Source organism: Legionella pneumophila subsp. pneumophila str. Philadelphia 1 (assembly GCF_000008485.1).
In the GTDB taxonomy this organism is placed as follows: domain Bacteria; phylum Pseudomonadota; class Gammaproteobacteria; order Legionellales; family Legionellaceae; genus Legionella; species Legionella pneumophila.
The window spans coordinates 2,425,630-2,447,230 of record NC_002942.5 but is presented as its reverse complement, the minus strand read 5'-3'; the positions used below and the strand labels follow the sequence as shown (position 1 = coordinate 2,447,230).

The window sequence follows — 21,601 nt, the reverse complement described above, 5'->3', positions numbered from 1 at the left end:
TAATTGAAATGATCTTTTTTAGTCAAGGTTGATTAAAATTTCACTCACGACATCATGCAAAGAAGAGAGGAACCGAGTGCATAAATATATTAAGGGTTTCACAGCAAATATTTAGTTAAGGTCTTTTAATTTCCTTTTATATCTACTCAAGCGACTAATTAAAACATAAAATAAAGGCGTAAAGACCAGACCAAAAAAAGTCACTCCCAACATCCCGCTGAATACAGCGACACCGAGCGCTCGGCGCATTTCAGCGCCTGCGCCTGTTGAGATAATCAAGGGAAAAACACCGAGAATAAATGCAAATGAGGTCATCAAAATCGGGCGCAGACGAAGTTTTGCTGCCTGAATGGCGGCTTTCCAGAGGTTATAGCCCCGATTTTCAAGTTGTCTCGCAAATTCCACAATGAGGATGGCATTTTTCGATGCAAGTCCAATCAAAACCAGAAAACCAATTTGAGTCATAATATTATTTTCCATCCCGAGAATTTTAACTCCCAGCATGGAAGAAAAGAGACACATCGGTACAATTAATATGACGGCTAAAGGTAAAGACCAGCTTTCATATTGAGCGGCAAGGACAAGGAAAATGAAAATAACACCCAGAGTAAAAGCCATCAAAGCAGTATTACCTACCATTTTCTGTTGATAGGCTATTTCTGTCCACTCATAACCAATCCCGTCTGGAAGATTGTTCTGAGCCAGTTTTTCCATAGTCACCAGTGCTTCATCAGAACTGTATCCGGGAGCAACATCACCCTGCAAATCAATAGCGGGATACAGATTGAAACGAGGCATACGCGAGGGAGCAACCGTATTTTCTATTTGCGCAACTGATCCTATAGGAACCATGTCTCCACTGTTGCTTTTGACTTTGATTCGTAAAATATCATCTTCAGTATGCCGATATTCTGAATCAGCTTGCGCAATAACACGAAAAGTACGTCCCAGGTAATTGAATTCGTTAATAAAAACAGAGCCAAGGTAAACTTCCAGTGCTTCCACGACATTGGCGTAAGGCACGTTAAGCCGTTCCACCTTTTCTCTGTCAAGTTTCAAGTGAAGTCGTGGTGTTGAATTTTCAAAAAAAGTAAATACTGATGTGGTGGCTTTTTCCTGATTCGCTGCATTAACCATTGTTGCTGCCGCTTCCATTAATACATCAAGACCTCGACCACCCCTGTCTTGAAGCATCATTTTAAAACCACCTGCATTTCCAATACCTCGAACTGGGGGAGGAGGGATAACCACGATGAGGGCTTCCTTGATGGTACTTAATTCCTGCCTTAGACGCTTAAGAATATCGTTATAATTTATCCCCATACGTTGCCTTTCTTGAAATGACAATAGGGGGGTAAAAATTGCTCCGGCATTCGATGAATTAGTAAATGTAGCGCCAGAAAAGCCGGTAAAACTAACGGTATGGGCAATACCAGGAATCGCCAATATTTTGTTGACTGCTTTGTTGATGACAGCATCGGTACGGCTCAAAGAGGCTCCAGGCGGCAATTGAACTGCAACGATAAAATAACCTTGGTCTTGTCTCGGGATAAAGCCGCGTGGTACGTAGACAAATAGAAGTAGTGTGATGGAAATAAAAATACCATAAGCAATAATCATTAAAGCCGTTTTACGTGTGAGGGTAGCAACCAATTTCCCATATTGCCGGGAAAATCCTTCCATTAGTCGGTTAAATCCATGCAAAAATCCATATATTGGTTTTTTCCACCAGGCTAACCCTTCTTGTTTTATAGTTCCGTGATGAGCACGAAGCAATAATACCGCCATGGTTGGAGTCAGGGTTAACGAGACAAAAACAGAAATGGCAGTTGCGACAGCAAGCGTTGTACCGAATTGTTGATAAAAACGCCCGGAAATTCCTTCCAGAAAAACGGTAGGTAAAAAGACGGCAATCAACACCAAACCCATAGCAACCAATGCTGATCCTACCTCTGTCATGGTTTTTCTGGCGGCATCGCGGGGATTCATGCCTGCCTGGATATTACGCTCCATATTTTCGACAACGACAATGGCATCATCAACCACAATACCAATAGCAAGAACAAGTCCAAACAAGGTCAAGTAATTCAACGAAAATCCAATAGCCTGCATCACGGCAAAAGTTCCTATCAATGATACAGGAATAGCTACTACTGGAATGGCAGAGGCTCTCCATGTTTGTAGAAAAATCAAAATGACGAGTACAACCAGAGCAATCGCTTCATAAATGGTATGAAATACCGCATCGATCGACTGTTGAACAAATAGAGTAGGATTATAGGCCATGTCATAGGTAATGCCCGGCGGGAAATCCTTGGCAATTGTTTTCATGGTTTTAATGATTTCTTGTGCAGTGGCTAATGCATTGGTTCCTGGGCGTTGATAAATAGGTAATGCAACAGCAGGGTATTTATCTAAATAACCTTTCGTCAGGTAATTTTGCGTACCTAACTCGACGCGACCAATGTCTTTCAGGCGAACGATACGCCCGCTTTCACCTGATTTGACAATAATATTCTCAAATTCTTCTTTTTTAACCAGGCGTCCTTTGGTTTCAATATGGTACTCGAAACCGTATTGTTTTTTCTGTGGCTGCAAATTAAGCTTGCCGCTGGCGACTTGCACGTTTTGAGCACGAACAGCTGCTAAAACATCATTTGCCGTTAAATTAAAAGTATTCATTAAATCGGGATTCAGCCAAAGACGCATGGCATATTCACTGGCCCCAAATACGAGTACATTGCCTACACCTTCAATTCGTCTGATTTTATCGCGTATATGCAAGATAGCGTAATTTCCGATGTAGGTTTGATCATATTGACCATTAGGGGAGTACATATTCACTACCAACATCAAATCAGGTGAATTTTTGTTAGTAGTGATTCCTAAGCGGCGGACTTCTTCAGGTAATTTGGGTTCCACAACTGCCACCCTGTTTTGCACCAGCACCTGCGCCTGATCCAGATCTGTTCCAAGCTTAAAAGTAATAGTCAGACGCATTTGTCCATCATCAGTGGATTGGGAATCCATATACAACATGTTTTCCACACCATTAACTTCCTGTTCAATCGGTGTTGCAACAGTTTCAGCTACTGTTTTTGCATTGGCTCCAGGATAAGAGGCGTATACCTGAATCGTAGGAGGAACTACTTGTGGGTATTGTTCTACTGGTAAGTTGAAATAGGACAATACCCCCACCATAACAATGATGATGGAGATCACTGTTGCAAATACTGGTCTATCAATAAAGAAAAGAGCTATTTTCATCCAGAAAATCCTTTTCGTGAGGGCTCCACCATAAAACGTTGTATGCTTTGTGCAGTATTAAAATTATATCAAATGACCATAATTCCAATACAAAACCGGTTTAATTTTCAGTCACCTCAATTACCACAGGCTTAACTTCCTGGTTTGGGCCATGAATACGTTGGATTCCATGAATGATAACTTTTTCATCCCCTTTCAATCCACTTCGGATAATGTAAAACCCGCTTTCGCGCAGTGGCCCTAACTCAACATACACTCGTTTCACTTTATTTTCATTATCAACCACATACACAAATTTGCGGGCTTGATCCGTATTGATTGCTTTATCGGGGAGTAAAATTGCTTCATATTCCCCACTTCCAACTAATTTTACACGTGCAAAAAGACCAGGATAAATGACGTTATCAGGATTAGGGACAAGTGCTCTGGCAAGGATAGTTCCTGTGCCTGAGTCAATCACATTATCTAAAAAATCCACTGTTCCTTGATGCAAGTAATCCTTTTCATCAGGTAACTTAATTAAGACTGGAGTTGGTTTTTTCTCGGAGCTGAGTCTTTTTCCAGCGCGATCGAGGCGTATGTATTTGAGCAAATCATTTTGACTGGTTTCAAAATAAAAATAAATGGGATCAACAGAAACTACTTTAGTCAAGACTGTGTCGTTCATGCGGATTAAATTACCCGCACTCACAAAATCTCGACTAATTTTGCCACTGATGGGGGATTTGACCTCAGTAAATTCGAGATTCAATTTTGCTTCCTGTACTCTGGTTTCAGCAACTTGTACGTCTTGAAATCGTTGATCTATCACTTCAGCTGAAATAAATTTCTCTTTTTGAAGTTTTATGGCACGTTCATATTGCGCTTTGGCTAAGGCGTATTGAGCTTCTGCTCTTGCCAGAGCATATTTGAAGGGGCGTTGATCAATAACGAATAAAACGTCTCCTTTTTTTACCATTTGGCCGTCTTGGAACTTGATCGCCTCAAGATATCCAGTGACACGGGCACGAACATCCACTTCTTCTACTGCTTGAAATCGTCCTGTGTATTCGTCCCATTCTACAATATTCTTTTTTACTGGTAGCGCGACGTCAACTTCTGCCAAGGTATGTACCACTGGCTTATTGGATTCTGAATTACAGGACATGAGGACAGGAATAAGAATAACAGCCAGTAATCGCATGACCAATGCCAGTTTTTTTTTCATTGTTATCTATCCCTGATATTCAAGTCACTGGTATGTTATGATCCAGTGGATAAGCTTAGTTTAGCTTATAAAGACGCATTATGCGTAATGCCGTGAATATTATATCTTGCATTAGGAGATCATCCGGCTCAAGCAAAATACCAGGGCGTTTTTGTTATACTGACACGTATCGACCGGCCTTTATTTTTTTATGCAAAGTGACTATTATCCATCATTTTGTTCGTAAGGATATGTGCAATGTTCGGGTTTGTTTCAGATTTATTAACAGCAGCGGTCAGTTCTTTAGATGAATTATTACAAGATACTCCGGCACATCAAATCATATTAGGCACAGCTGCTCTTTATTTTCTTTATAATCAATACCATAACCCATCGATTTCCAGGTGGTACCGTAGCCGTAATAACGCCAGTATGAAGCAGCGTATTATTGATAGTGCTTACGCCTTGGCAAAAAATTTACCTGGGGTGAATCAGATCATTGAGAAAGAGCTCAATAAAGAACTCTCTTCAACGAGAGAAAAATTGAGAATTCAGCGTTCCGGTATGACTCTGAGGGAGGAAATACCGGAGGAAGGGCTTTCTCCCCAAGATATTTTGAGTGCATTTGATGTGGATGTGGAAAAATGTCATTTTGATTTTTTATCCGTAACTAATGACAGCCCTGAGAGGGAGTTTCTTGTTGAAAGAGGGGATGGTAAAGATTCAGGTGCATTATACGCTATTCACCCTAAGGAACTGACAGAGCTGCTTAAAGAAGTTTATGGGGCAACTGCTCTCACTAATCCTTTGCATGATAAATGGCCTAGAATTAACGCAATGCAAGCGGAGGTGATTCGCTGGTGTCAAAATTTGTTTCATGGTTCAAAAGAATGTTATGGTTTATTAACTCATGGGGGTACGACCAGCATTATTGAGGCGATGGCTGCTTATGTCATTCGCGCAAGGGCAAAAGGCATTGATTATCCTGAAATTGTCGTTCCTGAAACAGCACATGCTGCATTTAAAAAAGCAGCCGAATTAACTGGAGCAATATTAATTACGGTTCCTGTTGATAAAAAAACGGGTGCGGTGAATCCCAAGGTCATGAGTTCCTATATTACCAGAAATACTGCTGTAATCGTTGGATCTGCCCCATCTTTCATGAATGGAATTCATGATCCTGTCTCTGAGTTAGGTCAATTAGCAAAGAAAAAAAATGTTCCTTTTCATGTGGATGCCTGTTTGGGTGGATTTTTAACGGCTTTTTTAGATACTTCATCAGAACCTATGGATTTTAGAGTACCTGGAGTGACTTCCATTTCAGCCGATTTGCATAAATATGGCTGTTGTCCTAAAGGCACCTCTGTTTGTCTTTTTAGTGAGGATTCGCCTGCTTTGTCGGTTTATGCCGCATTAAACTGGTCAGGTGGATTGTATGCTACACCAGGAATTCTCGATGGTTCAACCAGTGGGGCTCGGGTTGCAGAGGTCTATGCCACTTTGTCTTACTATGGAAAAAATAAATATCAGGAAATCGCTAAAAGCATTATCACATTACGCAATGCGATTCAAAAAGAATTAACGACATTACTGGAGGAAGGCAATGGATTAACCAGTGAGGATATTTATGTTTATGGTAATCCTCAATGGTCCATCCTGGGTTTTAGAAGTAACACTTGCAATGCTCATTTCATTGCAGATGAATTGGAGAAGCGAGGTTGGAAGCTTAATTTGCTACAAAATCCGGACGGATTTCACTTATGTTTGACTCATGTGCACACATTAGTCAAAGGTTTCGAAACGCAATTTATAAAAGATTTAAGAGAGGCGGTGATTGATGTTAAAAATTATCCTCCTGGAAAGAAACCAAGCGGTAATGTCAAAGTGTATGGTGCTGTTGGTATGATGCCGATTGAGCTTCAGCGAGAAATTTGTAAACAATATCAAAAAGCCCGTCTTAATTATACTTCTGCCAGTCCAGGGAGTTTGAGGATATTTACAAATGTGCCTGTAGAAGAAGATGAAGGACTTAGAAATAGAAAAACAGAGAAATATAAAGTGTAAACCTTACTCTGAACTATTTTTACTGTAAAAATTACGCGCGTTCCTGTACAGAATTTTTTCTGTCAGCTTCTCATCAAATAGATCCTGGATTATTTGAATGTCACTATCCAGAAAAGGGCGGGGGGCACGCGTGGAGGGTAAATCTGTACCAAATAACAAAGCGTCTGGATTAATTTGGGCAATGGTTTGCAGTGCTTTTTTAACATCAAAATCGACTCTCCCAAAACCTGAAGCTTTTATTTTGATGCCATGTTCCACCAGATGGAGTAATTGAGAAAAACCTGAATGCGATAATCCTAAATGATCAATACTGACAGCCGGTAATTCCAATAACAGACTAGTCAAATCGCCAAGATCCTTTGAGTCAACATAAATCTCTACATGCCACCTGACCATTTCATAAATACGATGAGCAAAATACTTTAACCGATGGATGTTTTCTGAGCCGCCACGCTTGACATTGAAGCGGACTGCACGAATACCTTTTTGATTTAATTGAATAATTTCTTCATCACTTACAGTGGCAGGTAATTGAGTAACTCCTACAAAATCGGAGCCTAAAATAGACAGAGCAGCTAGAAGATAACTTTGGTCAAAGGCTTGGAATGAGCCTGAAACAACAGCTCCTCCGCAAATATTCAGGGGCTTTGCCCGTTGGAGGTAATCTTCGACAGTAAATTCGGGAGGAAGATAGGATTGATTAGTTATTAGAGGAAAACGATAATCGATAATATGAAAATGAGCATCAAATAGTTTCAGCATTTTAGTCAATTAAATTTGCGGTTAAAATCATACTATCATACAAAGATTTCATTCGTTATTAGCGATTGGTTTTTTGCTTGATGACTATAAATGATATAAGGCCATTCTCTAATTTATTTGTCAGTTGACAGATAGAATACTTGTTGCTATTAAATTGTAAGTGGTTTTTATAATATGGGCCGTTAGCTCAGTTGGTAGAGCAGGAGACTCTTAATCTCAGGGTCATAGGTTCGAATCCTATACGGCCCAATCAATAATTAATCGCCCAATCCTCACAAATTAAAATGGGTCTTTCCCAAATACGGGGGCATTTTATCAAGCACATAATACTCTAACTCTTAATCGGTAGTTTTCAAAGTTTCTAAACCCATAAGCTCTTCGTTGTATTAGTTTCATTTTCCGATGAAATCCTTCAGTGATGCCATTTGATTTACTAAACCGCCACATACAGGCAATTTCTTCTTTCCATGAATCTAAGGTTTTTCCCAGGGCAACTAATGATTTAAATGGGCTTTGTTTCAAGTTCTGAATCATTTTTAAGAAGAGAGGAATGATTTTACGGCATCGTACTTTAGTTAGAGTTTTATTCATTAATAGCTCATGAAGCTGTTGTTGGAAGTGATAAATGGCTTCAATGGCTGGATTTTCAGCGAGGAAAGTGTCTCGCTTTATTTTCTTATGAGATGTGAGTTTATCTGGTTTGGTTCGCAACAAAGCCAATAGACCTCGGTTATTTTTAATTGAGCTGGATAACTCACGATAAGTCATCATACATTGATGTTGTACTAATCGAATGACGTGAAACCTATCAGCTACTATTTTAGCGTTTGGGAAATGCTTTTTGACCAGAGAGCGGTAGGTATTACTTAAATCCATACAGACCACTTGAACACGGTCTTTCCCTTTTAAAGAGTTAAGGTAGTGATTTAAATCAACCTCTCTTCGTCCTTTAACGATATCAAACACTTTATGCTTTTTAAGGTCACATAAGGTAGTTGCAAAGCCATGTTTTCGACTAAAGAAGTGCTCATCAAGACCTAACACTTTTGGACAAGGCGTATTGAGCAATTCATTTCCTTCTATTTGATAGCGTCTATGATACCAACGTTCAATGGTTGCTTTCCCTTGTTTAAATTGAAGAGATAACTCTTTCTGGGAAATACCACTCGTATGGTGATGAAATATTTGAACTTGTAAACGCTCTGTAGACCGTTGATATTTAGCAATTCCGGGAAATTGTTGATTACCATAACGACCGCATTCATTGCAAAACAGTTTGTATGCTTTGAATCGAAGAATAGTCCGTCTGTGACCTATTAATTCATGATGAACCTTTCGTTCATAACTCGATTTCTTTCGAACCTTTTTGCTTGAACAATGAGAACAGCGTGGTAAACGGTTATAGGTTAAATCCAATAACAAGGGTTGATAACCACTTGCTTTTTTTATAGTAAAACCAGGCAAATTTAGGATAACATCATGTCTCGGCACTTTAATCTCCTTTTTGATCGCGAAATCAAGAGGTTAGTTTATACTAACTTGATTAAAGTGCCCCCTTTGTTGGGGTAGAGCCATTAAAATATGCTTTATTAATTCGTGTTATTGTTAATGAGTTTTATTATAGTATTGTCATTCTTTCTCATACTCATATGGTCTAAATAATGCACCAGGAGTTATTAAAGTACTTAGAAATGTATCACCCGCAAATTGCGCCATTTATGCATCTTCAGATTAATGAATGGGACAAAAACAGGCCACTGGAAGGAGTGAAAATACTGCATCATGTGCCTTTGGTTCCCAATACACTGCTAAAAATAGCAGCTCTTGTCGCTGCAAATGCTGAGGTGACCGTAACCAATCCAGCCTCTTTTTGTCAGGCACATCCTGATGCGATTACTTGTCTTCATAATTCAGGAATTGCTTATGTTGAAAATCTTGACCTTTTAAGAGATGAAACGTTCGATGTTTATATGGATTGTGGCGGGCAGCTTCATCAGCGTCTCGGAAGACCTTTGACGGGAGCTATAGAGTTAACAGGCTCAGGGGATCAGTATTATCGTAGTCTGAAAACACTTGATTTTCCGGTTATAAGCATTGATCACACAATGACGAAACAATTGGAAACAGTATTTGGCTGTGCTGAAAGTTCTCACCAAGCGATTCAAAAACTCACTGGTGTCGATCCCACAAACAAGAATTGGCTAATCTTTGGGTTTGGTAAAATAGGGCGAGGGCTCGCTTATTTTTGTCTGGAACATCAAGTACCAGTTACTGTAGTGGATAGTTCAGTCCATCAATGTGATTTAGCTTTCAATCTTGGTATAGAGGCTATTAGACCCGAGGAGCATGATAAGCTCGAAAAAGCTGTGGCTAAAGCAGATATTATATTAACTGCAACGGGCGGTAAAAATATCATGAGCGAATATCCCAGAGCCTGGTTTGATGGCAAAATTTTGGGGAATTTAGGACTGCATGATGAGTTTGGTCCCAATTTCACCTCTCAGGATGTATTATACGATAAAAAACCTATTAATTTTTGCCTATATGATCCTACGCCAATGATTTTTATAGATCCTGAGTTTTATTTGCATAATCTGGGATGTTTATTGCTTTTACAGGGAAATTTTCCTCGAGGAATGCATGATATTCCTGAAGATATAGATTCCTCTATTATTAAAGACTGGTGCCAATATCATAGGCGTTCTGAAAAAAGTATTCGATGTTGGTTTCTGACTTCCCAGGATTTTTCTCTTAAAACAAATTAATATAAACAGTTCGAATAAGACGGTTTATAGGCACTTTAATTAGTCTATTTAATTGAAAATTACTTTTTCAGGACTTCTGAATATCAATAAGATGTGGGGAGTTATTTAGAAGTTCTATTTTTCAAAATAGTCCTTGTGTTTGATTTTCATCATCAAAAAATTTCACAAAGAAGGTTTTGGAAAGCTTGGGATTGGCTTGATTGATGCGAGTAAATTCAGCCGTGTATCCGCATTTTCTGTAAAATTCTGGTGCTTGAAAGGCGCTGGTACATAAATTGATATTATTAAATCCTTGCCCTTTAAAATGATTCTCAAGAGTTTGCAGTAATTTTTTGCCATATCCTTTACCACGATATGCTTTATCTACCCATATGTCATCGATGTATATTTCTGCAAAAGCAGTAAAGGCATTAATAACGCCACAAGTCACCCCTTCTTCAGATAGTACTATCGAAAAACGCTTGTAGTTCACATCAATACCATGAGTTCTTTCATAGGCTATCAGATCTTCTGTCATCTTTTTTTCCAGAGATTTGGGGATATTATCCACGAAATCTATTGTAATAGGTTTTTTTGGAATGGAATGACAAGATTTGTTCTGTTTTTGTGTATTAAAACTTAAAATAATGCGTTGGGTTTGGTGGATATCATAATTCACTGTCTTTATCTGTTCTTTGTACCGTCCAAGAGTATAGGTCATTACTGCCTGGCGCCAAAACGATAAAGCCGGTATGTTTTCCGGAATGACCGATATTTCCCATTCACCTGGATGAGTGCGCCATAGTTGATGAGCTACTGATTGGCCAATGCCTTTCCCTTGGAATTTAGCCAGGATGAAAAACTCTCCCATACTCCAATCAACAGCTTGGATTCCGAATTTATTTAATAAAGCAAAACCGGCCAGTTCATTGTCAATTTGAATAAGGAAGGCTTTTCGTTCGGGGTCGGTAAAATAAATTTTGAAATCATAACTTTCATAAAGTCCATCTGGTGGGCATGTCCATTCTTCCGAAATAAAACCGCAATAACGTGACATATCATAAACATAAAATCGCGCCATATTTTGAATAACTGGATAGTCACCAAGTGTTGCCTCAATTAACTTGGGCTGTAATAAATTATCAGTGCTCATGAATATTTATTCTCAAGAGATTTTCTTAATTATTTGGATAAGGTATCAAAGTGTTCTGTGGTTTTATAGAGTGATTGTTGTTAATCGCATAATTAATCAGCTATTTTGGTAGGCTGTCTAGAATAACTAAAAGAATTCCATGAATGTATGAATTCATGCTCAGGAAATGGTTCATTTCAAAGTGATTAAATTATTCACTCATATCTTGACATTGCTTTTGATAAGTATAGGTTTCTCAATGATATTTTTAACGAGGATGTTTCCATTGCCCTTCGGCAATACCCTTATAGATCACATAAGTAGAGAGAATTAAAAGGATATGATAGATATCATTATCATAGCGATATTCTATAGGTATTTCATGACCAGTGAGATAGTTTGCAATATGTCTTGTAACTATCCATATCAGGTTTGATATAACGACCATGACAAAGCCAATCCTGACTTTTGCTTGCGAATAATAAGCCGCAATCAAACATACAAGGATGACAGGAAGGGCAATGTAGGTATAATTTCCATCGTGGGTCAGGAACAGATAAGTGAAGACGATGGATAGAAATACTACGATAACTCGGCACAAATCGGGCATTTGCATTGATTGGACAAGCAGATAATTAAGCATGATTACAAGCAAACTAATCGCAATCCAGGCTGGTGGTAAATGCAAATGAGAAGGGTAGTAATGGACATAAACTCCCAATACCTTGAGAACAAGGAGGTTTAAGAAAAAAAACACAATCAAAAGCGAAAAAGTATGATCTTTTTTTAAGTAGTGGATGCAGGCACCAATTAAGTACAATAACAGGAAAAGCGCATGGGCGGCATTAGAGATGGCGTTTGTTGTCGTTGCGTCCCATACCATTCTGTATCTCCTTTTTAAAAAATACAGCTATCAGCGGTCGATGTCCCGATGTTTGTTCATTTGCTAATAGTAATTGTAGCTTGTAGCAGCTTGGGATGTGTGATATCACTCACTTAAAAGCCATACTACAAGCTATGATTGGTCATTACTCCAATTGCTTACGTTCGTTTTAGACAAAAAATACGAAGACGATGCTCATCGGGATCAACACCAACAAATGTGTATCCAAAATCCATTTGTGTGGGAGGTTGAATAATAGAAATTTCTTTATCAGACCATTGCCTGTGTATCTCATCGACCATTTCATTACTGTTAACCTGAAAAGACAGCTCCATACCCCCTCCTGTTTGATGAGCTTTAGGCTCAATCTCTTCTTGCGCCCATAATCCAAGACGAAGCCCTGTTTTCATGACAAACATAGCGAATGTCGGTGAAGATTCAATAGGTTGAGTGTCTAACAGATTTTTATAAAATTCTTCACTTTTTGCCGGGTTTTTGACGTAAAATAAAACCAAATTAGGGTCACTTAACATGTTATTTTCCTTATTTTTTATTAATCATCGCCAGTATAAACAAGGCTAATGACAGATTTTGTCAGTAGTGTTTTAAGTGCCTAATATTGACCTTCTTGATAATAAAAAACACATGAAACAGGATTTTGGTGTTATTATGAAAACAAAATTTAGCCTATCCTGGCTCAAAAATTTTGATGAGTTTATTTTATGAACAGCCGTATTGAAACTTTCCATCAAATGGAGTGGCATTTTTTTTCACTGATTAGTATGGAGCTTTTATCATTGGAAGGATTGAAAGCTTGTAACAGTGGAATGCCAATTCCTGCTCTAAATCCCGTGTTTTATTCAGGTAAATCGACTCTGCTTGTGGCAGAGATTTATCAATGCAAACGCTTTTATGAGTCTCATTCAGTACCTTGGGCACTGATGGTTCCCGACTATTTATCTGATACAAAAACAGATAATGTACTTGCTCAATCAGGATTTTTATCTATTGATCAAGGAGTGGCCATGTACTTGTCAATTCAGGATCTTGGAATGCCCGGGTTTAAATCTGACTTGTTAATAAAGCGCATGGATAATGAGATGGAAACCTGGATTTTACCTACTATCCCTGCATTTGAATCAACTGCAGAGATTGCAAAAATTTACAGAGTAAGACATCAGGAGGCTATTGAGAAGTCTTCTGATATTTATCATTTTTCCGGTTTTATTCAAGAGCAAATTGTCTGCTCATTAACGCTGACTGTTATGGGAGACTGTGCAAGGATTGATGATGTAGCTACTTTTCCCAAATATCAGAAAAATGGGTATGCAACACAATTGATTTTATCAGAACTTCAAATTCTGAAAGACACTAATATTTCCTGGTGTTTTTTAGAAGCATCTGCAGATGGTTTGAATATTTATAAAAAGATTGGTTTTCGTGAACTGTTCAAAAATCTTTATTATGAAGAGCAATACCACTATGAGCAAAACTGAGAGACTCTTTCATCTGTTGCAAATTTTGCGGCGTTATCGTTATCCCCTTAGTGGACAATTTCTTGCCAATGAGCTGGGTGTCAGTACCCGTACCATCTATCGGGACATTGCGGCTTTACAGGCTCAAGGTGCTGATATTGAGGGTGAACCAGGATTGGGTTATGTGTTAAAACCAGGCTTTATGTTACCGCCTTTGATGTTTAATGAAGAGGAAATTGAGGCTCTTGTTTTAGGCTCCAGATGGGTAGCTAAAAAAACGGATACTCACTTGCAACAGGCTGCTCATAATGCCTTGGCTAAAATCGCTTCTGTACTTCCTGCCGATTTGCGACAGCAATTGGAGCTATCCAGTTTATTAATAGGGCCTGGTGAAGTGATTTCAGGAGAAGATGAATCTCTCGCATTAGTCAGAAAGGCAATACGAAAAGAACTGAAGTTGTTTATTCAATACCATGACTTAAAAGGAAATGTTTCAACGCGTACGATTTGGCCAATTGGACTTGGGTATTTTGATCAAGTAAGAGTTTTGATTGCCTGGTGTGAATTAAAAAAGGATTTTCGTCATTTTAGAGCTGATAGAATTGTAGATGTTGAAAACTTGGGGGTCTGTTATGCAAAGCGACGCTCGGTGTTACTTCATGATTGGCGAAAGCAAAATAATATCCCAGGCTGATGACAACACGATGTTATTGACGTGTTAACTTGAACAGGTAAAATTTAATGCCGGGAATCAAGTTTTACTTTCTTCCCGGATTAAGATTGCTTCCAATGCCAAAGACGTGCTGAACTCCCACTTATTCCTGAGTGAGAGAACCTCGTATTTCAAACGGTTTTACATCAAATTTTGAAGGGCAATGGCTGCGACACCAACAGCAATTGCTCCCAGCGTTTCTCGATTTGGCAAGTGCTCTTTAAAGAAACCATAATAATGATTTAAATTTGAAGAGAAATCACTGCCATTGGTTTCGTGTTTGATTTCTGATAGCACTTTTGTAACGGAAGGTTCTTTTTGTTCAACAGCAGTGTCCTGTTGTAGTTTTTCTTGCAGCTTTTGTTCTAACCTTTGTTCAAGTTTGTGTTCTAACTGTTTCAATTGATATTCGTTAATTTGCTTTTGATTCTTATCGCATTCAATGTGAGTTTCTTCCAGTTGTTTTTTTAATTCAGCTCGATAGGCATCCGCGGTGTCGAAGGGGTGAAATTCTTGCTTCAGCTCATGTTCAGCATTAATGACTTGCTCATAGCTGGTTTTTAAATTTTTGATAAATGAATCATTAGAGAACCAGGACATGATCCAGTCGAAAAATTTTGTAAAAAACCATTTGTTATTCCATTCATTGTTTAATTTATGCTGGTTTTGCGAAAGGAGATGATAGTCTGCCAGTTTCTTTGCAAGAGCATCTATTTTGACAATCAATTGATTTCTTTTATTTCTTGAATCTTCAAGGGATTTTTCAAGCTTGGCTAGCTCATCGGACAGGTTGGATTCTTTTGATTCGTTAAGTTGTTTTAGCCCGATTGGTTCACTTTTTGCAGTTTTATTGGCATAAAAATTCTTGAACAATCTTGTTGTATACTCTTTTGCTGACTCGTCATTTTTCTTTATGAATTCAGATTCATTAAAGGCAAGATTTTGACTTTGACAATATCGTCTAATTTCTCCTAACATCGCTTCGGCTTGAGCACGGGTCGAAATTTTCTTTTCATTAACACCATGGATTACCTTTGATCTAAACCAATTGATAGAACCTTGGTATTCGACATTTTCATAGTTCTTAAGGTGCTGATAGTAAACGATTGCAAAAATCAGGGTTTCAGCGTTAGTTATTTTGGGTAAACAAAATTCATATTTTTTTTCAGGGGTAACAAATGGGACTCGATATCCGAACAATTTGGCTTTTTCGTGCAGTCGATCTCCTACCTGTTGGATTTGAGTAATCCCCAGTTGTTCTATTGTCAAGCCAATCTCGATCATAAGATCCGCGGTGGCTATTTGATTGGAGTATTCTTTGTTGTCTACAGATGAACGAAGTTGATCAATGCAATCTTTAAATTGTTGCCAATAAGTTGTTATTGAAATCATATCAATCATTATTTAAGAAAAAAGAGTCATAAATTTACACCGGTCTTCTAAAAAAAGCTATTATTTAGTCGTGATTATTAATCAGAAAATTTTTAAAAAGAGAGAAAGCGGGAGAGACAATTCATATAGGGGAAAAGAACTATTTAAAATTGTTTGCCAAAAGTGATACCAAAGATCAGCTCTTTTTCACCCCCTTCAATAAAATCAAGGTCTATATTCGGGGTGATTTCTATATCCGGAGGAAAATGTATGATATATCCAATCCCCAATCGACCAACCATGCGGTTGGGTTCATCTTTTTCATATCTAATTCCAGGGCCTATGCCAAAAGTCAGGTTTCTGAATACGTTTAATGTACCAAGACCTATCAGTTCTACTTGATTATTATGTTCCACATTAACGGGGGTATGTTCAATAACCGCACTAAAACCAAAAGGCATGGAAAGGACTCGGTGGTACTCAAATCCATAGGTAAACGCTTCATCGTTTTGAGCATGATTTCCACCTACAAAAACACCAAGGAGATTTTTGTTTTTTTCCCTCACGTGCGGTTTATTTGAGAAATCCGGAGCAGAATTTACCGGGTGTATTGAACAAAAAAGGCATGCAATCCCCAGAATGATAGTTATTATTTTCTTACCATTTATTACCGACATGAGTTCTCAAGACAGGGTTATCTATTTCTTTATTAAATCGCAAAATGACTAATATTTAAAGAACATTTGAATCGATATGTTATATAAAAGTCTTTATTAACAATAAGATGTTGATAATGTGGCTGGCAAAAAATTTTTTAAGACATTGCCATTAATTTTTCTACCTTAATTGTTGATTATTAAGTAAACTGATGATTTTGAATGGTAAGCTGGGATCTATTTAATAAGGAGATTGGCATGTATTTTTCAAGATGTATTTCACATGGCGCTATTGCAGGAATTATAGCAGGAATTGTTTTTACCTTTTTTTTAGTTATGGGGGGCATGCTCGAAACATTGGGAAGTATGATTAATATGCCAACAAAAGGAGGAGGCCTTTTGGTGCATGCTGTAATGAGCATTGGCAGCGGGATCGTTTTTGCCCTGGTTCTGGATTGGTTAATGCATTCTTGGGTCTCAGCCATTCTTCTTGGGTTATTGTTTGGTTTTGCAATGTGGGTCGGCGGCCCAATGACCTTGTTACCCTATTTCGCTTCAGGGGTGCCTTTGTTTGCAAAATGGACTATGGAAGGATTTAAACAAAACATACCCCCTTTGGTTGGGCATCTTGTGTATGGGTTGATATTGGGTGTTACTTATTATGCTTTCAAGCGCAGGAATAAGTGACTTCATTTTTCAGCGTAACAAATTGATTTTATTTAAAGATACAGTGACATCAAAAGGTGGTGATTGCTTTTTATGGCAATCGCCATCTCAATTTAGCAAAAATAATTGTATACATCACATTTTTCTCAATTAAATCAGCAAAAATGGTCAAATATTTTCAGTAAGAAAACAGTATTCTTATTCTGTAAATCAAGTTAATAATCGGAAACAAGAAAGTGAAATATCAACAGAAATTGAGAAATATGATTGATTTCATTGGAAAGCATCTCGATGAAGAGCTTTCTCTTGAAAGCTTAAGTGAAATTTTTTGTATATCAAAATTTCACTTTCATCGCTTATTTACTGCATTTACCGGATTGTCTTTGCAGCAGTATATTAAATGGCTACGCTTAAAACGCGCTGCTCATCAGCTTATTGTCGATAAAGATCAGTCCGTCATTAACATTGCAATCAATGCAGGTTTTGAGTCTCATGAAGCCTTTTCCAGGGCCTTTAAGAAAGCTTGTGGGTTTAGTCCAAGTCAGTTTAGGCAAGGTTTTGGGAGGTCATATTGGGAGCAGCCACCGTATTGTTTGCCCGGACAGAGTAGAACTGATATGAAAGTAGATATTAAAAGTATTGATAAGATACGATTAGCTGTAATTGAGCACAAAGGCGATCCTAAATTGCTGGGTGAAAGCATTAACAAGCTGGTATCCTGGGCAAAATCTCAATCGATTAATCTTAAACCACGCGCCGGAGAAGCGTTTGCCCTTGCTTATGATGACCCTAAAACAACACCACCATCTGATTTTCGTATTGATCTTGGGATCAAGGTCCCCGAAAATTTAAAATTGGATGGTGTGATTGAAAAGTTTCTGCCATCAGGTCGTTATGCAGTGACGGTACACAAAGGTTCGCGTAATAATATTGGTGATGTGGTTTATTATCTTTATCGAGATTGGTTACCCAATACCTCAGAACAATTAGGAGATTTACCCTGTATCTTCTGTTATTACAATTTTGATCATGAAGTAGCTGAAACGGAACTTTTAACGGAATGTTGGCTTTTGTTAAAATAATCCGCTTTAAACAGCAGTCAGAATAGCTGATAACAATAGATCGGGCATAACCGGCATCTTTCATTTTATTGCTGTGTTACAAACGTTTCTGAGGCAATTTTTACTATTTATAACTTCGCTCCTCAAAACGTTTGTGCCTTGCCTAAAACAAAATAATCAGCTTATGCAAGAGGTCTTTTATTATTATGGTACTTTATAAAAGTACATAAATAAAAATAAAACGCGTGCTAATTGGTTTTATTGCGTCTTTAAATAGTTAGTCAATTTGTCTTCAGAAGATCCTTGGTTTTTGAGAGGATTTAGTGTAGGTCGTTGGCTGTTTGGAATTCACTTGATTCAGAGCTTGTGCTACCCGAAAAAATCTTTGTATGGTAGTTGCTGCCAGGTGTTTGCTTTCCATCAAAACAGCATTTAGTCCCTCTCCCCATGAACCATCTTGTATAATTTGAAATGCAGTAGGGTTCCCAAACTCATTTTGGCAGTCTTCTATCATTTTTTGATAATCCTGTTCATTTGTATAAAGTCTTTTAACAAAACGGGATAACATAAGAGATGCGGAATAATAGGAACGAAGGTAGTCTGATTTTTCCGGATTTTCTCTAATGGCATCTTGTAATGATTTTACTTGATAAGTTTCATGCATGACGGTCAATGCTTCATTGAATACTGGAGAGTGCTTGCTGCCATAAAGCGCAGAAATAACAAACCGATGCTTGGCAAATTCTGCACCATAACTTGCTTTAGCTTGTGACAAGAAAGGGGTATTTTCAGTAATAGCAGGCAATTTCTCTATAGGAACGACATCAGTATCAAAATAATACCCGTCATCATTAAAAATTTTAACCTTGCGAACAATATTCGATAAAGTAGCATAGGCTTTTTCCCTGAGAGCACGCTCCGCTTCTCTCAGCAAAAACTCTTGTCGAACATCCGTCAGGTCAAAACATTGTTTCCAGTGAATGGTATTTATTCCGGGAAGCTGAATAGAAGAAGAATGTTCATCAGTGATGAAATTGATTTGATAGTCTGGGTTTAAACTATGCCATTTTTTTAAATGCTGTAGATATTTTTAGGGAAGGCGTTGTGATCCTACCCAAATGATATTAATTTCTTTAGACATATTGTGTCTACCACCAATTAGAAAAAAATTGCTTTTATAGCAACGCATTCAGAATGTCAATAAAATAAACAATTGAGGTGGGGGATTTCATTTGTCTGAAAGATGAATGATTGATTTTCCAATAGGATATCTATAGGTTTAGGCTTGATTGAGAGCAGTATGGCCCAATTCGGAAATCAAACCTGGTTTTGTAACAGTTCTTTTATTCTTTGAAATTTCTTTTTATATTCTTCGGAAGGGGATACTTTTAAAGATTTTAATATATCTTCAATGAATTGAATGACCATTGAGCGTTCTTCTTGTGATTTCAGTAAATGAGGTATTGTATTAAATGCAAGTTCAGGATCATGCTCTATCATTATTGTTTGTGAGTGCACAATTTGTTTGAATCCATTTTTATCTAAATGTTTAAGAGCATTGCATTCACGTAGTTTTTGAATGACATCAGGTAAGTTAGCGCCAATGATATAGCCTTGAATTTTCACTAATAATAGTAATATACGCAAAATAGCCTCTGGTACACCTCCATCACTAATATGGGCAATAATTGATTGAGTTATTTTTTCCTGATTATCTTTTTCAGGGGAATGAACAATCATATCTCTTCTGGGATCAAATGGAGCTAATAATTGAATGTAGCCATAGACAGCATAAAACATTAGTTCCACAGTATTATCACGAGACGCGCTGAAGAAATCCCATAATGCGTTTATAAGCTTTGAAAAATTTAATTGCTGAGTTAAAAAGGGATTATTTTCAGAAATTTTAATGCGATTTTGACGAATAAAAGGTGATATCCATGATACAGGGTGCACTAATGGATTCAGATCACTCAATAAATACTGATTCTGCCTTAGTGGGTGTAATTTTCGAATCAATTCTGCAGTGTATTCGTTACTTATATTACGGATTATCGGAGCCATAAACAAGTCATAGCTCATGGCATTGTATTCAGATACCATACGAACAAGGTTGAAGATTGCTACATTACTCTCCTGTCCTTTCCTGATGTCGTTAATAGAGCGCTCTTCAATATAAGCGAGGTAATGTGGGGGTGACTTGGGATTTTCTTTTGTTTCATTCAGTTTTAGTTCATATAAACCTGGAGCCAAATGTTCTATGTAATTTAATAAATCAATAATCTGGTTATGTTCTTTTTTAGCCACCTCACTTGAGACAAAAATACCTAAATGACCAACACTCTTATGGATAAGATAAACAATAACTTGTCCATCCAATTTGATTTCCAGAGTATTTGAATAAAGATCAGAAACCCAGTTTAAGGCTTGTTGGGGTGGTGTAATGTTGTCGCCTTCCGAGCAGAAAATAATAACAGGCACGCTAATGTTTCTTAAATCCAGGTTATTACCCGATTGCCCCAAGGGTATTTTGCCATGGACCAGTTTGTTACCAATAAACAAATTATCAATTATTCCTCTCATTTCGTTCACATTCAAAAGAGAAAAACCTCCCCACCATCGCTCAAAATTTAAAAATCGGATTTCTTCTTTATCAAGATTGGCAAAGAGATTGTAATATTTGCTCCAGTAAGTGACTTTAGGATTAGCCATTTCGAAGTTCATTACCAAATTAGCCCCGTCAAATTTGCCGTTACCCAAATCACCAGCCATCTGTGCGATCCAGCTCCCTCCCCAAATTCCTCCGATGTAGCGCATGGGATTTTTTCCATTTTCCCCACCCCAATAGGAAAGAGGAGCGCCATTGACTACAGCGACCCCTGCTACATCTGGGTTAGCGGCCATAAGGGTTAAAATAGCCCATCCTCCCTGACAATTACCAATTAAGCAGGGTTTGGGACTTTGAGGGTGACGCAAGGCTACTTCAGTTAAAAATTTTTCGTGGGCTGCGGTGACATCCACCAGCGTTTGATTGGGTTCAGGAACAGGGAAAAAGATAATAACGTAAACTGGGTGTCCTGCCCTTAAGGCAAGTCCTACTTGTGACGCGTCTTTAAAACCGCTGATTCCTGCTCCATGACCAGCCCGCGGATCAACAATCACATAAGGTCTTTTTGCAGGATCAATCTGGATGCCTTCAGGGGGAATGATTTCCACCAGTGCATAATTTACAGGTCTCTCAAAATGTCTGCCATCCATGAGCATATTATAAGAAAAAATGAGAACAGGAGGTTGTCCTTCTTGTTCATGCTTGAGATATTGATTGCCCCGTTTGCGCATGATGTCCCAAAACAGAATGCTTCTCTGCATGAAGTCTACGGTATATTCAATGGCATCATTTAATATGTTGGGATAAGGATAAATTTGTTGCTGATTTAAGTTGATTAAAGATTGCGTCACCTTGTTTGTTTGTTCAAGGCTTTTATCAATTGATTGCATCCAAAGAGAAGTCATGGATTGGGAATATTCAAGAACATTATGGAGTTGCTCTTGAATTTTGGGTATTTCGGCAAACATCTTTTTCTCCTGTGGCCTCTCAATTCGGGGTTCTTTAACTCTATAT

The 21,601-nt window shown here is 38.0% G+C and carries 16 protein-coding genes, 1 tRNA gene and 1 pseudogene; 7 read left to right on the top strand and 11 right to left on the bottom strand.

From position 1 onward, the window contains the following. Nucleotides 1-111: 111 nt before the first annotated feature. Nucleotides 112-3,267 (bottom strand): efflux RND transporter permease subunit, encoded by a 3,156-nt coding sequence (locus LPG_RS10945; RefSeq protein WP_010947887.1) that lies wholly within the window; start codon nt 3,265-3,267, stop codon nt 112-114. 100 nt (nt 3,268-3,367) lie between these two features. Next, on the bottom strand, nt 3,368-4,474 hold the full coding sequence (locus LPG_RS10940; protein ID WP_010947886.1) for an efflux RND transporter periplasmic adaptor subunit: 1,107 nt from the start codon (nt 4,472-4,474) through the stop codon (nt 3,368-3,370). Between the two features lie 216 nt (nt 4,475-4,690). Between LPG_RS10940 and legS2 the strand changes: the two genes are divergently transcribed. Continuing rightward, the gene (gene legS2 / locus LPG_RS10935; protein WP_010947885.1) at nt 4,691-6,517 is read left to right on the top strand and encodes a Dot/Icm T4SS effector sphingosine 1-phosphate lyase LegS2; all 1,827 of its coding nucleotides are present in this window, start codon (nt 4,691-4,693) and stop codon (nt 6,515-6,517) included. A gap of 3 nt (nt 6,518-6,520) precedes the next feature. Here the strand turns inward: legS2 and LPG_RS10930 are convergent, their stop codons facing one another. After that, complete coding sequence (locus tag LPG_RS10930; protein ID WP_015444195.1) at nt 6,521-7,279, bottom strand: amidohydrolase family protein; 759 nt, start codon at nt 7,277-7,279, stop codon at nt 6,521-6,523. Nucleotides 7,280-7,455: 176 nt separating this feature from the next. On the opposite strand from LPG_RS10930, the gene LPG_RS10925 reads away from it, so the two are divergent. Further along, nucleotides 7,456-7,528 (top strand) — tRNA-Lys (locus LPG_RS10925). A 66-nt stretch (nt 7,529-7,594) separates the two neighbouring features. Here the strand turns inward: LPG_RS10925 and LPG_RS10920 are convergent. Next, nucleotides 7,595-8,770 (bottom strand): ISL3 family transposase, encoded by a 1,176-nt coding sequence (locus tag LPG_RS10920; RefSeq protein WP_010945905.1) that lies wholly within the window; start codon nt 8,768-8,770, stop codon nt 7,595-7,597. Between the two features lie 170 nt (nt 8,771-8,940). Between LPG_RS10920 and LPG_RS10915 the strand changes: the two genes are divergently transcribed. Beyond that, on the top strand, nt 8,941-10,044 hold the full coding sequence (locus LPG_RS10915) for an NAD(P)-dependent oxidoreductase (protein WP_010947883.1): 1,104 nt from the start codon (nt 8,941-8,943) through the stop codon (nt 10,042-10,044). A 121-nt stretch (nt 10,045-10,165) separates the two neighbouring features. Here the strand turns inward: LPG_RS10915 and LPG_RS10910 are convergent, their stop codons facing one another. From LPG_RS10910 to LPG_RS10900, 3 genes are all read right to left on the bottom strand, one after another. Beyond that, nucleotides 10,166-11,176, bottom strand: a complete 1,011-nt coding sequence (locus LPG_RS10910; protein ID WP_010947882.1) for a GNAT family N-acetyltransferase — start codon at nt 11,174-11,176, stop codon at nt 10,166-10,168. A gap of 247 nt (nt 11,177-11,423) precedes the next feature. Continuing rightward, nucleotides 11,424-12,038 (bottom strand): hypothetical protein, encoded by a 615-nt coding sequence (locus LPG_RS10905; protein WP_015444197.1) that lies wholly within the window; start codon nt 12,036-12,038, stop codon nt 11,424-11,426. A 158-nt stretch (nt 12,039-12,196) separates the two neighbouring features. Next, nucleotides 12,197-12,571, bottom strand: a complete 375-nt coding sequence (locus LPG_RS10900; RefSeq protein WP_010947880.1) for a VOC family protein — start codon at nt 12,569-12,571, stop codon at nt 12,197-12,199. A gap of 189 nt (nt 12,572-12,760) precedes the next feature. Here LPG_RS10900 and LPG_RS10895 point away from each other — a divergent pair, with 189 nt between their 5' ends. Together LPG_RS10895 and LPG_RS10890 are read left to right on the top strand one after the other, a co-directional pair. Then, complete coding sequence (locus LPG_RS10895; RefSeq protein WP_010947879.1) at nt 12,761-13,534, top strand: GNAT family N-acetyltransferase; 774 nt, start codon at nt 12,761-12,763, stop codon at nt 13,532-13,534. Beyond that, nucleotides 13,521-14,207 carry a helix-turn-helix transcriptional regulator gene (locus LPG_RS10890; protein ID WP_025862533.1) on the top strand — a complete coding sequence of 229 codons (687 nt, stop codon included), beginning with the start codon at nt 13,521-13,523 and terminating at the stop codon, nt 14,205-14,207. The genes LPG_RS10895 and LPG_RS10890 overlap by 14 nt, the downstream gene beginning before the upstream one ends. Before the next feature lie 159 nt (nt 14,208-14,366). Here the strand turns inward: LPG_RS10890 and lem19 are convergent, their stop codons facing one another. Both lem19 and LPG_RS10880 read right to left on the bottom strand, forming a co-directional pair. Then, the gene (gene lem19 / locus LPG_RS10885) at nt 14,367-15,626 is read right to left on the bottom strand and encodes a Dot/Icm T4SS effector Lem19 (protein ID WP_010947877.1); all 1,260 of its coding nucleotides are present in this window, start codon (nt 15,624-15,626) and stop codon (nt 14,367-14,369) included. 134 nt (nt 15,627-15,760) lie between these two features. Continuing rightward, a complete protein-coding gene (locus LPG_RS10880; protein WP_010947876.1) occupies nt 15,761-16,273 on the bottom strand; it encodes a hypothetical protein in 513 nt (170 codons plus the stop codon). A 237-nt stretch (nt 16,274-16,510) separates the two neighbouring features. Between LPG_RS10880 and LPG_RS10875 the strand changes: the two genes are divergently transcribed. Together LPG_RS10875 and LPG_RS10870 are read left to right on the top strand one after the other, a co-directional pair. Beyond that, complete coding sequence (locus LPG_RS10875; RefSeq protein ID WP_015444203.1) at nt 16,511-16,939, top strand: hypothetical protein; 429 nt, start codon at nt 16,511-16,513, stop codon at nt 16,937-16,939. A 215-nt stretch (nt 16,940-17,154) separates the two neighbouring features. Then, nucleotides 17,155-18,000, top strand: a complete 846-nt coding sequence (locus tag LPG_RS10870; RefSeq protein ID WP_010947874.1) for an AraC family transcriptional regulator — start codon at nt 17,155-17,157, stop codon at nt 17,998-18,000. Between the two features lie 271 nt (nt 18,001-18,271). Here LPG_RS10870 and LPG_RS10865 read toward each other — a convergent pair. Next, a pseudogene (locus LPG_RS10865) lies at nt 18,272-19,045 on the bottom strand (hypothetical protein); the annotation flags it as partial. A gap of 251 nt (nt 19,046-19,296) precedes the next feature. Beyond that, nucleotides 19,297-21,555 (bottom strand): DUF3141 domain-containing protein, encoded by a 2,259-nt coding sequence (locus LPG_RS10860; protein WP_010947872.1) that lies wholly within the window; start codon nt 21,553-21,555, stop codon nt 19,297-19,299. Nucleotides 21,556-21,601 lie beyond the last annotated feature (46 nt).